At 55.8% G+C, this 13,611-nt stretch carries 13 protein-coding genes; 9 read left to right on the forward strand and 4 right to left on the reverse strand.

Translation table 11 applies throughout. The features are described 5' to 3' along the window. Nucleotides 1-7: 7 nt before the first annotated feature. Nucleotides 8-595 (reverse strand): DUF3251 domain-containing protein, encoded by a 588-nt coding sequence (locus tag HB631_RS21990; RefSeq protein WP_213993317.1) that lies wholly within the window; start codon nt 593-595, stop codon nt 8-10. Nucleotides 596-771: 176 nt separating this feature from the next. Between HB631_RS21990 and nrdR the strand changes: the two genes are divergently transcribed. The 6 genes from nrdR (at nt 772) to pgpA (ending at nt 4,896) form a co-directional block, all read left to right on the forward strand. Further along, complete coding sequence (nrdR, locus tag HB631_RS21995; protein ID WP_213993318.1) at nt 772-1,221, forward strand: transcriptional regulator NrdR; 450 nt, start codon at nt 772-774, stop codon at nt 1,219-1,221. A 9-nt stretch (nt 1,222-1,230) separates the two neighbouring features. Beyond that, nucleotides 1,231-2,355 (forward strand): bifunctional diaminohydroxyphosphoribosylaminopyrimidine deaminase/5-amino-6-(5-phosphoribosylamino)uracil reductase RibD, encoded by a 1,125-nt coding sequence (gene ribD / locus HB631_RS22000; protein WP_213993319.1) that lies wholly within the window; start codon nt 1,231-1,233, stop codon nt 2,353-2,355. Nucleotides 2,356-2,440: 85 nt separating this feature from the next. Next, a complete protein-coding gene (gene ribE, locus HB631_RS22005; RefSeq protein ID WP_213993320.1) occupies nt 2,441-2,911 on the forward strand; it encodes a 6,7-dimethyl-8-ribityllumazine synthase in 471 nt (156 codons plus the stop codon). Between the two features lie 15 nt (nt 2,912-2,926). Next, entirely contained in the window at nt 2,927-3,346 is a 420-nt protein-coding gene (nusB, locus tag HB631_RS22010; RefSeq protein ID WP_213993321.1) for a transcription antitermination factor NusB, read from the forward strand. Nucleotides 3,347-3,413: 67 nt separating this feature from the next. Then, nucleotides 3,414-4,391, forward strand: coding sequence for a thiamine-phosphate kinase (gene thiL, locus HB631_RS22015; protein WP_213993322.1), 978 nt, complete (start codon nt 3,414-3,416; stop codon nt 4,389-4,391). 4 nt (nt 4,392-4,395) lie between these two features. Then, the gene (pgpA, locus tag HB631_RS22020) at nt 4,396-4,896 is read left to right on the forward strand and encodes a phosphatidylglycerophosphatase A (RefSeq protein ID WP_213993323.1); all 501 of its coding nucleotides are present in this window, start codon (nt 4,396-4,398) and stop codon (nt 4,894-4,896) included. Nucleotides 4,897-5,525: 629 nt separating this feature from the next. Here the strand turns inward: pgpA and HB631_RS22025 are convergent. Beyond that, nucleotides 5,526-6,500 (reverse strand): aldo/keto reductase, encoded by a 975-nt coding sequence (locus HB631_RS22025; RefSeq protein ID WP_213993324.1) that lies wholly within the window; start codon nt 6,498-6,500, stop codon nt 5,526-5,528. A gap of 232 nt (nt 6,501-6,732) precedes the next feature. Between HB631_RS22025 and HB631_RS22030 the strand changes: the two genes are divergently transcribed. Next, complete coding sequence (locus tag HB631_RS22030; RefSeq protein WP_213993325.1) at nt 6,733-7,989, forward strand: dicarboxylate/amino acid:cation symporter; 1,257 nt, start codon at nt 6,733-6,735, stop codon at nt 7,987-7,989. Between the two features lie 157 nt (nt 7,990-8,146). Here HB631_RS22030 and HB631_RS22035 read toward each other — a convergent pair whose 3' ends face one another. Beyond that, nucleotides 8,147-9,127, reverse strand: a complete 981-nt coding sequence (locus HB631_RS22035) for an AraC family transcriptional regulator (RefSeq protein WP_255557204.1) — start codon at nt 9,125-9,127, stop codon at nt 8,147-8,149. Between the two features lie 232 nt (nt 9,128-9,359). On the opposite strand from HB631_RS22035, the gene HB631_RS22040 reads away from it, so the two are divergent. Both HB631_RS22040 and HB631_RS22045 read left to right on the forward strand, forming a co-directional pair. Continuing rightward, on the forward strand, nt 9,360-10,193 hold the full coding sequence (locus HB631_RS22040; RefSeq protein ID WP_213993387.1) for an oxidoreductase: 834 nt from the start codon (nt 9,360-9,362) through the stop codon (nt 10,191-10,193). A gap of 644 nt (nt 10,194-10,837) precedes the next feature. Continuing rightward, nucleotides 10,838-11,605: an inverse autotransporter beta domain-containing protein gene (locus HB631_RS22045; protein ID WP_213993326.1), complete on the forward strand. Its 768-nt coding sequence runs from the start codon at nt 10,838-10,840 to the stop codon at nt 11,603-11,605. Between the two features lie 120 nt (nt 11,606-11,725). On the opposite strand, the gene dxs is transcribed toward HB631_RS22045, so the two are convergent. Next, the gene (gene dxs / locus HB631_RS22050; RefSeq protein WP_213993327.1) at nt 11,726-13,588 is read right to left on the reverse strand and encodes a 1-deoxy-D-xylulose-5-phosphate synthase; all 1,863 of its coding nucleotides are present in this window, start codon (nt 13,586-13,588) and stop codon (nt 11,726-11,728) included. Nucleotides 13,589-13,611 lie beyond the last annotated feature (23 nt).

Here is a 13,611-nt window from a genome sequence, read left to right on the forward strand (position 1 = left end):
TCCGTCTTTATTGCTGCGATAACGGCTTGGCGGCGTCGGGTGGCGGCAGAGAATCGGCGGTTATTTTAGTGATATCGTGCAGCCGGACAAAACCCACCTGTTCCGGCGCCAGTCCGCTCAGGCGCAGCTCGATGGCGGCGTCGGATTTCGGCAGCAGCGAAGCCGGTACCACAATGGGCTGGCTGAGGGCATCGGCGGTCAGGGGTTTGCCGGTGGCGGGATCCACCTGGCCCCAATCCACCGTGGCGAAGAAAGGCGTTAGCGGTTGGTTGTCGGCGGTTCGAATATGCAACAGCGCCCGCGAACCGTTGGCTTCCGTTTCCACCTGGCTCAACGACACCTGAAGCTTGCCTATCCGGCTGTCCACTTCGGCGGCGGTTTGGGCCGCCGGATAAATATAAACGCCGCTGTCGGACTGTGCGTTAAGGGCATTTTGCTGCATCAGCGCCGACACCTGATTATTGAGATAATCCAGCCGCTGATTCAACTGGCCCATCTCGCTTTTCAAGGCGGGAACGTTGGCGTTTGGTTGTGCGGCGCATCCGGCAAGCAGCAGGGTGACAACAACACAGGCCGGGCGGTAAGCGATTGTCATGGCAACAGTTTCCTTATTCTGCCGATAAATTACAGCTTAGCCCGGAACACCGCAAAAGTCATGAACTGAAAGGCGGGAGAATTCCGTGTCCAGTGCTTAGCGCCGGGGAAGGGCCTTTGTTGTCGCCACAGTTCGCGCTAAACTAGCATACCCCTATCAGCCGCACAGGAAGCTATATGCATTGTCCTTTTTGTTCCGCAGTCGATACCAAGGTAATTGATTCCCGTCTGGTGGGGGATGGTTCCCAAGTCCGGCGTCGCCGGCAATGTCTGGTCTGCAATGAGCGTTTCACCACCTTCGAGGTGGCGGAACTGGTGTTGCCCCGGGTGATCAAAAGCAATGATATCCGGGAGCCTTTTAATGAAGATAAATTACGCGGCGGCTTTTTAAAGGCGTTGGAAAAAAGGCCGGTGAATTCCGACGATGTCGAAATGGCCATTAGCCACATCAAATCACAGCTGCGCGCTACCGGTGAACGGGAAGTCCCGAGCAAAATGATCGGTAACCTGGTGATGGACGCACTGAAAAAATTGGATAAAGTGGCCTATATCCGTTTCGCGTCGGTGTATCGCAGCTTCGAGGATGTGCGGGAGTTTGGCGAAGAGATAGCCCGTCTTCAGGATTAAGGTGGTGTTATGCAGCAGGACGAATATTACCTGGCGCGGGCGTTTGAACTGGCTCGTCGCGGACGTTTTACCACCACGCCGAATCCGAATGTCGGCTGTGTTATCGTGCGGGACGGCAAGATTGTCGGCGAAGGCTTTCATTTCCGCGCCGGCGAGCCCCATGCCGAAGTGCATGCGCTGCGTATGGCCGGGGAAGCGGCGCGGGGGGCCACCGTCTACGTCACGCTGGAACCCTGTAGCCATCAGGGCCGCACGCCGCCCTGCGCCGACGCGCTGATCGCGGCGGGGGTGGCGCGGGTAGTGGTAGCCATGCAGGATCCGAATCCACAGGTTTCCGGGCGGGGCATGCACCTGTTGCGGCAGGCCGGCATCGAAGTCCGTCACGGTTTGATGATGGATGAAGCAGAAGCGGTGAACCTCGGTTTCCTGAAGCGCATGCGAACCGGGTTTCCTTATGTTCGGCTGAAGCTGGCCGCGTCGCTGGACGGTCGTACCGCCATGGCTTCCGGTGAAAGCCAGTGGATAACCTCAATCCACGCACGGGAGGACGTGCAATCCTTCCGCGCTCAAAGTTCGGCCATTCTCTCCACCAGCGCGACGGTGTTGGCGGACGATCCCGCCCTGACCGTGCGCTGGTCCTCGCTGCCGGAACCGATTCGGTTAAGTTATTCCCAATCCGATGTGCGCCAGCCGGTGCGGGTGATTATCGACAGCCAAAATCGCGTAACGCCTGCCCACCGGCTAATAGCCCAGGAGGGCCAAACCTGGCTGGCCCGTCTGCAGGCGGATAACCTGGTCTGGCCCTCATCCGTTGAGCAATTGACCCTGCCCGCCGGAGATACGGATAATCCCCGTATCGATTTGGTTATCCTGATGATGCAGTTGGCCCGGCGCCAGGTAAACAGTGTCTGGGTCGAAGCCGGCGCCGCTCTGGCCGGCGCCCTGCTGCAGGCGGGACTGGTGGATGAGTTGATTGTTTATCTGGCTCCCCGGCTGCTGGGGGACGGGGGAAGGGGACTATGCGTCCTTCCCGGGCTTGGGCAGTTGGCGCAGTCGCCGTCGTTTACGGTGGCGGATTTACGCCAGGTCGGGCCGGATATACGGCTACGGCTCAAACCTCGTTACGCGGACTAATTGGCCCGCGCAGCGGACAAAAGAATATGTTAGAATCCGCCCCCTCTTGGGGCAATTATCGCCATTTGCCAACTGAAGGAAAGCCATGAACGTTATTGAAGGTGTTATTGCCACTCCGGAAGCCCGTATAGCGATAGCGATTGCGCGTTTCAATCATTTCATCAATGACAGCCTGCTGGAAGGCGCCATCGATGCCCTGAAGCGCGTCGGCCAGGTGAAAGACGAGAACATCACCGTGGTCTGGGTCCCCGGGGCCTATGAATTACCACTGGCGACCCGCGCATTGGCCGACAGCAAAAAATTTGACGCCGTGGTGGCCCTTGGCACGGTTATCCGTGGCGGTACCGCGCATTTTGAATATGTTGCGGGCGGATGCAGTACCGGTTTATCCCGCGTGGCCCTGGAAAGCGTTTTGCCGGTGGCTTTCGGGGTATTGACCACCGAAAGCATCGAGCAGGCCATCGAACGGGCCGGTACCAAGGCCGGCAACAAAGGTGCGGAAGCGGCATTAGCCGCACTTGAAATGATTAACGTACTGAAAGCTATCAACGCGTAAGTAAAGGGGAAATTTGTGAAACCTGCTGCTCGTCGCCGTGCCCGTGAATGTGTCGTCCAGGCGCTTTACGCATGGCAAGTATCTCATAACGATATTGCCGAAATTGAAGTCCAGTTCCTGGCGGAACAGGATGTCAAAGATGTTGATATCGCTTATTTTCGCGAGCTGTATTCGGGTACGGCGGCGCATGCGGCGGAGCTGGATCAGCTGATGGCCCCCTATCTTTCACGCCAGCTTGACGAACTGGGCCAGGTGGAGCGGGCAATTTTACGCCTGGCTTTATACGAGTTGAGCAAACGCCAGGATGTGCCCTATAAAGTGGCGATCAACGAGGCCATTGAACTGGCCAAAACGTTCGGTGCGGAAGAAAGTCACAAATTTATCAATGGCGTACTGGACAAGGCGGCGCCTTATATCCGCCCCAACCGCAAATAGCCTCGCAGGGGCGGCTGTCGGGCGCGATGGGTGCCGAGTTAGCGAGACAACAACATTTGGATAGGTTATGGCCAGTGGCGAATTCGATCTGATTGCCCGTTATTTCAACCGGGTAAGAAGCGCACGCCGGGATGTCGTGATGGGCATCGGCGATGATTGCGCCCTTTTGTCGGTTGATGAAAAACGGCTGATTGCGGTCAGTACCGATACCCTGGTATCGGGCATCCATTTCTTGCCGTCGATTTCACCGGCGGATCTCGGGTATAAATCCCTGGCGGTTAATCTCAGCGATCTGGCCGCCATGGGCGCGGATCCCGCCTGGCTTTCGCTGGCGCTGACCCTGCCGGAAATGGATGAAAACTGGCTGGCAGCCTTCAGCGACAGCCTGTTTGAGCAGTTAGATTACTACGGCATGCAGCTGGTGGGCGGTGATACCACCCGCGGCCCGCTGAGCCTGACACTGACCATCCAGGGTCTGATCCCGGCCGGGCGCGCCATTCTCCGCTCCGGCGCCCGTATCGGTGATTGGATCTATGTTACCGGCACCCTTGGGGACAGCGCCGCCGGACTGGCGGTTCTGCAGGACCGGCTTGAGGTGCCTTCAGCCCCTGACCGACAATATCTGCTTGAGCGCCATTTACGTCCTCAGCCGCGCATTTTGCAGGGTCAGGCCCTGAGGGATCTGGCCAGTGCGGCCATTGATTTGTCGGACGGGCTGATTTCCGACCTGCGGCATATTCTCGACAGCAGCGAGTGCGGCGCGCGCATTCATCTGGAAGACCTGCCTTACTCCACCGCCCTGCGCCGTCAGGTCTCGCCGGAGCAGGCGCTGCGCTGGGCGTTGTGCGGCGGGGAGGATTATGAACTCTGCTTTACCGTGCCCGAAATCAATCGCGGCGCGCTGGATGTTGCGTTGGGACATACGGGTGCGGATTTTACCTGCATCGGCCAAATAGGACCCCATAGCGAAGGCTTGCAACTCCTCCAAGATAATCAACCGCTAGACCTTGATTGGCACGGTTACGACCATTTCAGCCAGGAGTGAACCTGTGACCAGCGAAGTAACCCTCGGCATCAGCCGAATCAAACTGCGCAATCCCTGGCATCTGATGTCCACCGGTTTCGGCAGCGGACTGTTTCCCTGGATGCCGGGCACCGTCGGCTCCTTGGCGGCTATCCCCCTCTGGTGCCTGATGATCCTGTTGCCCTGGCAGCTTTATTCGCTGGTGGTGATGTTGGCAATCTGCTTAGGGATCTATGCCTGCCATCAAACCGCCAAAGATATGGGTGTGCACGATCACGGCTGTATCGTCTGGGATGAATTTGTCGGTATGTGGATTACCCTAATGGCCCTGCCGGTAAACGACTGGCGCTGGGTGCTGGCGGGATTTTTGCTGTTTCGCGTGCTGGATATCTGGAAGCCCTGGCCCATCCGATGGTTCGATCGCGAAGTCCAGGGCGGCGTGGGAATCATGATTGACGATATTATCGCCGGCATTGTCGGCGCCGGGCTTATCTATGGGCTGGGCCACTACTGGCCGTTGTTTTAAGCCGTAACTCTATTCCTCTGGCATAACCTATGCTGCGTGGTCTCACCGATCGTGCAACGAGCCTGTTAAAGGGAGAGCGTGCCAATGAGGTCGAAGCGGGCGTGGTTTTTCCGCCCGCCGGAGCACCTCATGGCTCGCTAGGCCCGCCAACACCGAATCTGAACCCGTCGTGTTAAAGGAAGAGCGTGCCGATGAGGTCGAAGCGGGCGTGGTTTTTCCGCCCGCCGGAGCGCCTCATGGCTCGCTAGGCCCGCCAACACCGAATCTGAACCCGTCGTGTTAAAGGCAGAGCGTGCCGATGAGGTCGAAGCGGGCGTGGTTTTTCCGCCCGCCGGAGTGCCTCATGGCTCACTAGGCCAGCCAACACCGAATCTGAACCCGTCGTGTTAAAGGCAGAGCGTGCCGATGAGGTCGAAGCGGGCGTGGTTTTTCCGCCCGCCGGAGTGCCTCATGGCTCGCTAGGCCCGCCAGCACCGAATCTGAACCCGTCGTGTTAAAGGCAGAGCGTGCCAATGAGGTCGAAGCGGGCGTGGTTTTTCCGCCCGCCGGAGTGCCTCATGGCTCGCTAGGCCCGCTTTCGCCAGACGTGCAACGAGCGTGTTAATGGGAAACCGCGCCAAAGCGGTCTTCTAGGCAAATCCCACCGGATAATGCGGGGTATAAGCGGTTTCAAGCTCGGCAATGTCCTGCTCGTCCAGCGTAACCTCAAGGGCACCCACCAAATCCGACAATTGATCCGGACGGGATGCGCCAATAATGGGCACCGTCACCGCCGGCTTGCTTAACACCCAGGCCAGCGCGACCTGCGCCCGTGAAACGCCGCGGGTATCGGCAATCACGCCCACGCGCTCAGCTATGCGGGCATCCACCTCTTCCGTCTGGGTGTACATCGCCTTGCTCACCTCATCGGAAACGGAACGGGCGGTGGTTTCCCCCCAGGGGCGGGTCAGCTTGCCTCGGGCCAGTGGGCTCCAGGGCAATACGGCGATATTTTCAAACCGGCACAGCGGATGCATTTCCCGCTCTTCCTCGCGCTGGATCAGATTATATTGATCCTGCATGGTGACAAACCGCGTCCAGCCGTGCAAATCCGCCATATACAACGCGCGGGCGAATTGCCAGGCGTACATTGACGAAGCGCCGATAAAACGCGCCTTGCCGGCTTTAACCACATCGTGCAGCGCCTCGAGGGTTTCCTCCAGAGGGGTATCATAATCCCAGCGATGGATTTGCAGCAGATCCACATAGTCGGTTCCCAAACGGGTCAAACTATCGTCAATGGATTGCATGATTTTTTTACGCGACAGACCCTTCGGCAAGTTGCTCATTTCATTGAACACTTTGGTGGCCAAGACGATCTTATCCCGCTGGGCAAAGTCTTTTAATGCCCGGCCGACAATTTCTTCACTGCTGCCGTCGGAATAGCTGTTGGCGGTATCGAAAAAGTTGATGCCAGCGTCCAGCGCCTGTTTGATCAAGGGCCGCGAGCTCTCTTCGGGCAGGGTCCAGGCATGTTTGCCCCGGGCGGGATCGCCAAACGTCATACAGCCGAGGCATAAGCGGGATACGCGAAGATTGGTCTGGCCAAGCGTGGTAAACTGCATGTTTATCTCCTGAATAGGCGGTGCCTTTAATGAATTTATTATAGCGGCGTTTATTCGCCGCAGGCGAAGGTAAATGCGATGCGAACCGGCAGTCAACCGGTTAATTGCTTTATTTATTTTGTTTTTTTGATGTGATACAGGGAAATTATTTCTTCATCAAGGATGATTATGCAACCAAATCTTATCTTCTCACCACTATATACGCTTCAGGGAACTGATCAGCGGGAAATATATGTCTAAATCTAATAAATTAACCACATTCATCCTGGCATTCATGGTGCTGGGCATCATCGTCGGCGCCCTGGTTCATCAGTTTGCGTCCGCGGACAGCGCTCATGCCTATGCCGACAACGTCGCGCTGCTCACCGACGTTTTTCTTCGCTTAATCAAAATGGTCATTGCGCCATTGGTCTTTACCACGTTGACCGTGGGCATCATGAGCATGGGGGATACCTCCGCCATCGGAACCTTGGGCGGCAAAGCGTTTCTTTGGTTTATCTCTTCCTCAATTGTTTCGATCCTGCTGGGTCTGGCGGTGGTCAGTATTATCCAGCCCGGGGCGGGCCTGAATCTGCAGGTTCCGGCACAGGCGGTGAATACCGGCTTGGCCACTGACGGGATGTCGCTGAAGACCTTTATCGCCCATACCTTTCCCACCAGCATCGTTGATGCCATGGGTCACAATGAAATATTGCAGATCGTGGTGTTCTCACTGTTTTTCGGTATTGCCGGCGCGTCGCTGGGAGAGAAATTCAACCGGCCGCTGGCGGACGGTTTGAATGTCGTCTCGCATATCATGCTCAAGGTCACCGGTTATGTTATGTATATGGCGCCCATAGCGATTTTTGCCGCCGTGTCGTCGGTTATCGCCAATGAAGGACTGGGCATCCTCAAAAGCTACGCGGCGTTTATCGGCGGCTATTATCTGGCCATTCTGCTGTGCTGCGGGCTGATGGTGGGATTTTGTTATATTGTATTGAAGTCGGCCACCTTCCGCCTGATAAGCCTGCTGAGAGAGCCGGTGATACTGGCCTTCACCACCAGCAGTTCGGAAGCCGCCTATCCGAAGACCCTCGAACAGCTGCGTCGCTTTGGTTGCCCGAACAACATCGCCTCGTTTGTCCTGCCGCTGGGTTACTCCTTTAATCTGGTGGGGTCGATGATTTATTGTTCGTTTGCCGCGATGTTTATCGCCCAGGCCTACAATATTCACCTCACCGGCGCGGAAGTCGCCATGCTGATGCTCACCCTGATGATGGCGTCGAAAGGCATCGCCGGCGTGCCGCGCTCGGCCTTGGTGGTGCTGGCGGCCACCATTCCGAGCTTTAACATCCCGGTTGCGGGCATTTTATTGCTTATGGGCATTGACCATGTGCTTGATATGGGGCGCTCCGGCATCAATGTGCTGGGAAACGGCATAGCCACCGCCATGTTGTCCCGTACCGATACCCAAGAAGATACGGTGGCGGAATGGCAGGAAAACCATTGATGTATACCCTCTGGATTTCAGGTTGCGGGAAGGCGGCAAGTGAGTGACAGAGCTACCCGGAGCAGATGTGAACGCCGCTTGCGGCGGCCAGAGGGGCAAGGCTCATGGATGAGCCGAGTAACGAAGCCAACACCACTGCCGCTTGGAAGATGAGGGGTCAGTGCGACGAGATATAGCCGGAAGGAGTGCGCAGGGGAGGCAGGGCGAAACTCGCTTTCATGCGTTTGGCTTCCTCCTGCGGGCTTTGGCCGAATAGCCGTTTGAATTCACGGCTGAATTGCGACGCGCTTTCATAACCGACATCCATGCAGGCCGTCGCCGCCGTCATATTGTTGCGAACCATCAGCAGGCGCGCCTGATGCAGGCGGATGGATTTGAGATATTGTATCGGCGATGTATTGGTGACCGCCTTGAAATGGCTATGAAAGGTGGGCACGCTCATGCCCGCTTCGGCGGCCAATTGCTCGACGTTGAGTTCTTGGCTGAACGAGGCGTGTATCCGCGCAATCGCCTTGGCAATCTTGCCAAACTGCCCTTGCATCAGTAGCGCCGCGCGCATGGAACCGCCTTGGTCCCCGGTGAGAACATGATAATACAGTTCCCGCACCAGGTACGGGCCGAGAATTTCCGCTTCCAGCGGCCGGCTCATGGCTTCCAGGAAACGCAGCACCGATTCGCTGAACCGCGGGTCCATGGGGGTGGAGATCATACTCTGGGGCCTGGCCTGTACACCCCCGGCCTGTGAACCCTTAGCCTGTAAATCGACATAACGCTGGTCGATCCGGATCATCAAATCCGCAGCCACCTTGAAATCAAGATGCATATAGATGGCCAATAGCGGCTCTACCGCGCTGGCGTCGGTTTCCATGGTAAAAGGCACCGGCACCGACACGGCGAGATAATGTTGCCGGTCGTACAAATAAACCTGGCCGCCGAAGAATCCCCGCTTCCTCCCCTGGCAGACAATCACGATGCCCGGGTCGTACAACACCGGCGTGCGGGTTAGCGGTCGATTGGAGCGCAAAAAACGCACATCCGGCAGCACCGTAAGGTTATACCCCTCCTCGGGGGCCAATTGCGTCAACAGTGAAACCATGCGCGCTTCGAGGGAGTTGGCCCCGCCGTTGGTGTTATCCATGTTATCAACCCTCTTATGCAACCCTTTTTTACAGGCTGGGCGCCCATTATGCCACGCTTTGCCTAAAGAATTCACCTGATCATAGGATTAGGCAAGAAAAACAGAACAATAGACATCCGTATTATTCTCCCTTAGGGATACCATGCATATCCGCTTACTACATGGGTCTTGAAAAATGAATGCTACCGCTAAACATGACGGGTCTTTGAAAGAAAACGCTAATACCAACGGCCTGGTTACCGCCAAGACGTTATTGGTTACCGGCGTCAGCAGCGGATTCGGGCTGGCCCTTGCCAAGGCGGCCATTAGCTCCGGGCATCGGGTGATTGGGACGGTACGCAGCCTATCGGCAAAAAATGCTTTCGAAGCGCTAAACCCGGCACAGGCTTTCGGGCGGATACTGGATGTCACCGATGTTGATCCCATGGACGACCTGATCGCCGAGGCCGAGTTATTGCTGGGGCCCATTGACGTGCTGGTGAATAATGCCGGCTACGGCCATGAAGGAATTTTTGAAGAATCACCGCTGGCGGACATGCGACGCCAGTTTGATGTCAATGTGTTCGGCGCCGTGGCGATGACCAAAGCGGTATTGCCATATATGCGCAAGCGGCGCGCCGGTCATATTGTCAATATTACCTCCATGGGCGGTTTTATCACCATGCCGGGCATTGCCTATTATTGCGGCAGCAAGTTCGCCCTGGAGGGCATATCAGAGGTGCTGAGCAAGGAGCTGAAACCCTTTAATATCGCCGTTACCGCCGTGGCGCCCGGATCGTTTCGCACCGACTGGGCGGGGCGTTCCATGGTACGTACCCCCAGGGACATTGCCGATTACGACCCGATATTCGATCCCATCAGAAAAGCGCGCGAGGAAAAAAACGGCAAGCAGCTCGGCGACCCGGCCAAGGCGGCGCAGGCCATACTGGCGTTGATTGAAAGCAAAAAACCGCCGGTTCATCTGCTGCTGGGGAGCGACGCCCTGGCGCTGGTGCGGGACAAACTGGCCCAATACGCGCTTGAGATTGACGCCTGGGAACAGGTCACACGATCCACCGACGGCTAGCCCAATACGCCGTAGCTTCCTGCCCAGCGTGGACTGAACCCACAATTTGGACTTTTATGGGTTCACTTCAACCGTGGGCGGGGAGATAAAACAAAAAGCGTTTGCGGACCTTATGGCGACCAACGCGGGCGTGTTTGGCCGAATGGCTAACCACCGGCCACAGCATTCGATTACAGCTCTATTGTATTAAAATTACTCTCATTCAATTTTTCTAAATAATTCGCCTGATAACTAAATATTTTCATTTCCGTCAATACGGCCGGCTAGGTTTTTTTTATTTATAGCTACCGCTGCTGTTTATTTCAATAAGCCGTGCTTTCATTAATGAAAAAAATAAATCAGCAATATATAAGTTTTTCTATGCAATAGAACCTATAAGAAATATTGTCCTGTTAATTGTCTTTATAATATGTATATTAAATATTGCCTAGTATAAAAATCGATAGCGAACTCGAAATTTTTTAATTTTGGGAGACATCTGTATGTACATTATATCTTATGGGTTGATTGATCATTCAATCAATGATTCTCATCAGGAGTGGTTTTTTTTAAAATATCCTTTATTCCATCGCTGCCTGCTTCCATTAACGATATTGGTTATAACAGTGCCTCTCTTTTCGGCGGCGTCGCCTCAGGTGGCCGTGATGGATAACCCTAACTCCCGCTATTCATCAAGTCAATTCGGCACGGCCCGGATTCAGTTTGATACGGACGATGATTTCCATTTGAACGGCAGTTCCATTGATCTGCTGGCACCCCTCTATAACAGGCCAAATACGATGTTATTCACTCAATTAGGCGGCCGTAATCGGGACAGTCGCAATGCGCTGAATCTAGGCGTCGGCGTCCGCCTGTTTACCAATAACTGGATGTACGGTATAAACTCGTTTTTCGATAACGATTTTACCGGCACTAATCGGCGCATGAGTCTGGGTGCGGAACTGTGGACCCACTATATTAAATTATCGTCAAACCTCTATTACCGCATTAAGAATTGGAGTCATTCTCCTGATTTCGATGATACTGATGAACGTCCCGCCTTCGGTTATGATATGCGGGGAGACGCCTATTTGCCGTTCTATCCCCAATTGGGCGCTAGCATGGTTTTTGAAAAGTATTATGGTTACGGGGTGGCATTGTTCGATAAAAATAAGCAGTTGGACAGTCCCCGGGCGTTAATTGTCGGTTTAAACTACACGCCGATTCCCCTGCTGACACTGGCGGTTGAGCAGCGTGTCGGCAGCGGGGATCAAAGCGAAGACCGTATCAGCCTACAAATAAATTACCGGCTGGGCCTGTCCTGGCGGGAACAATTCAACCCGCAGGGGGTGGCCTCCACCCGCACCCTGGCCGTCAGCCGATATGACGCGGTGGAGCGTAACGGTAATATGGTGCTCGACTACCGGCAGTGAACGCTATCCGGTATGGTTAAGGTATGGAGTTCGCCGTCAGCGGCCGATACGGCCTTGACCGTATCGAACGCCAGACCGGCGCGTAAAGAAGGGAGACTTATTATTGCCGCCGGGAAGGGGTCACGCCAGCCACTGCTGTATCTGGCTCAGAATGCCGACGCTGTCCAGGCCGATATCAGCGCGGATCTCCTGCTGTGAGCCCTGTGGAATAAACCGATCGGGCAGGCCGATATTCAATACCGGCACCAGCAGCCGCCTGTGCATCAGAAATTCGTTTACGCCGCTGCCGGCCCCGCCCATGACGGCGTTTTCCTCCAGTGTCACCAAAACCTCATGGCTGGCGGCCAGGGACGCAATCAACACCTCGTCCAGAGGCTTAACAAAGCGCATATCCACCAGGGTGGCATTTAAATGCCGGGCCGCGATTTCCGCTTCGGCTAACAGTGTGCCGAAATTGAGAATGGCGATTTTCTCCCCCTGGCGACGGATGATGCCTTTACCGATCTCCAGCGGCGCCAGCGGCGAGAAAGCCGCGCCGGTGCCGTTGCCCCTGGGATAACGCACCGCGGCGGGGCCGGCATCATAATGGTAGCCGGTATGCAGCATCAGCCGGCATTCGTTTTCGTCGCTCGGCACCATAATCACCAGATTGGGAATACAGCGTAAATAAGACAAATCAAACGCGCCCTGATGGGTCGGCCCGTCGGCCCCCACGATACCGCCGCGATCGATGGCGAACAGCACAGGCAGACACTGGATGGCGACGTCATGAATCACCTGATCATAGGCTCGCTGTAAAAAAGTGGAGTAAATTGCCACCACCGGCTTATAGCCGCCGATGGCCAGGCCGGCGGCAAAGGTCACCGCGTGCTGTTCGGCTATCGCCACATCGAAATAGCGATCCGGATATTTCCGGGAAAACGACACCATGCCGGAACCTTCCCGCATGGCCGGCGTTATCGCCATCAATTTAGGGTCGGTGGCGGCGGTTTCACACAGCCAGTCGCCGAAAATGGCCGAATAGGTGGGCAAGCCCCCGGCGCTCTTCGGCAGGGTACCGATGTGCGGATCGAACTTGGGCACCGCATGCCAGCCGATGGGATCTTTTTCCGCCGGGGCGTAACCTTTGCCTTTTTTGGTCATGATGTGTAAAAACTGCGGGCCTTTCCTGCCGCGCATGTTCTTCAGGGTGTGAACCAACCCCAAGACATCATGGCCGTCAACCGGCCCGATATAATTAAAGCCCAGCTCTTCAAACAGAGTGCCGGGCACCACCATGCCCTTGATATGTTCCTCGGTTCGCTTCACCAGTTCTTTAATGGGCGGTATGCCGGACAGCACTTTTTTGCCCCCCTCCCGCAGAGTGGAATAAAGCTTGCCGGACAGGATTTGCGCCAGGTGATTGTTCAGCGCGCCGACGTTTTCCGAAATGGACATTTCGTTATCATTCAGGATAACCAGCAGATCGGGTTTGATGTCCCCGGCATGATTCATAGCTTCAAACGACATGCCGGCGGTAATGGCGCCGTCGCCTATCACACATACCGTTCGGCGGCCCTTGCCTTCATGTTCCGCCGCCACCGCCATGCCGAGGCCCGCGCTGATGGACGTGGACGAGTGCCCCACCGACAAAACGTCGTACTCGCTTTCGCCGCGCCAGGGAAACGGGTGCAGGCCGTCCTTTTGCCGGATGGTGGAGATGTTCTCCCGCCTTCCGGTTAGTATTTTATGGGGATAAGCCTGATGGCCCACGTCCCATATCACATGATCAAAAGGGGTGTTATAAACATAATGCAGCGCCACGGTGAGTTCAACGGTACCGAGTCCCGAGGCGAAATGGCCGCTGGATCGACTTACGCTATCAAGCAAAAACTGCCTGAGTTCGTCGCAGAGTTTAAGCAAACTCTCCCTGGGCAGCAGGCGCAGTTGTGCCGGGATGTCCGCTAAAGCCAGTGTCGGGTACTTTGTTATATCAAGACTCATTGGATACTCATGCCTGAGGTAAT

This window comes from Sodalis sp. dw_96, from assembly GCF_018449575.1.
Lineage (GTDB): Bacteria > Pseudomonadota > Gammaproteobacteria > Enterobacterales > Enterobacteriaceae > Acerihabitans.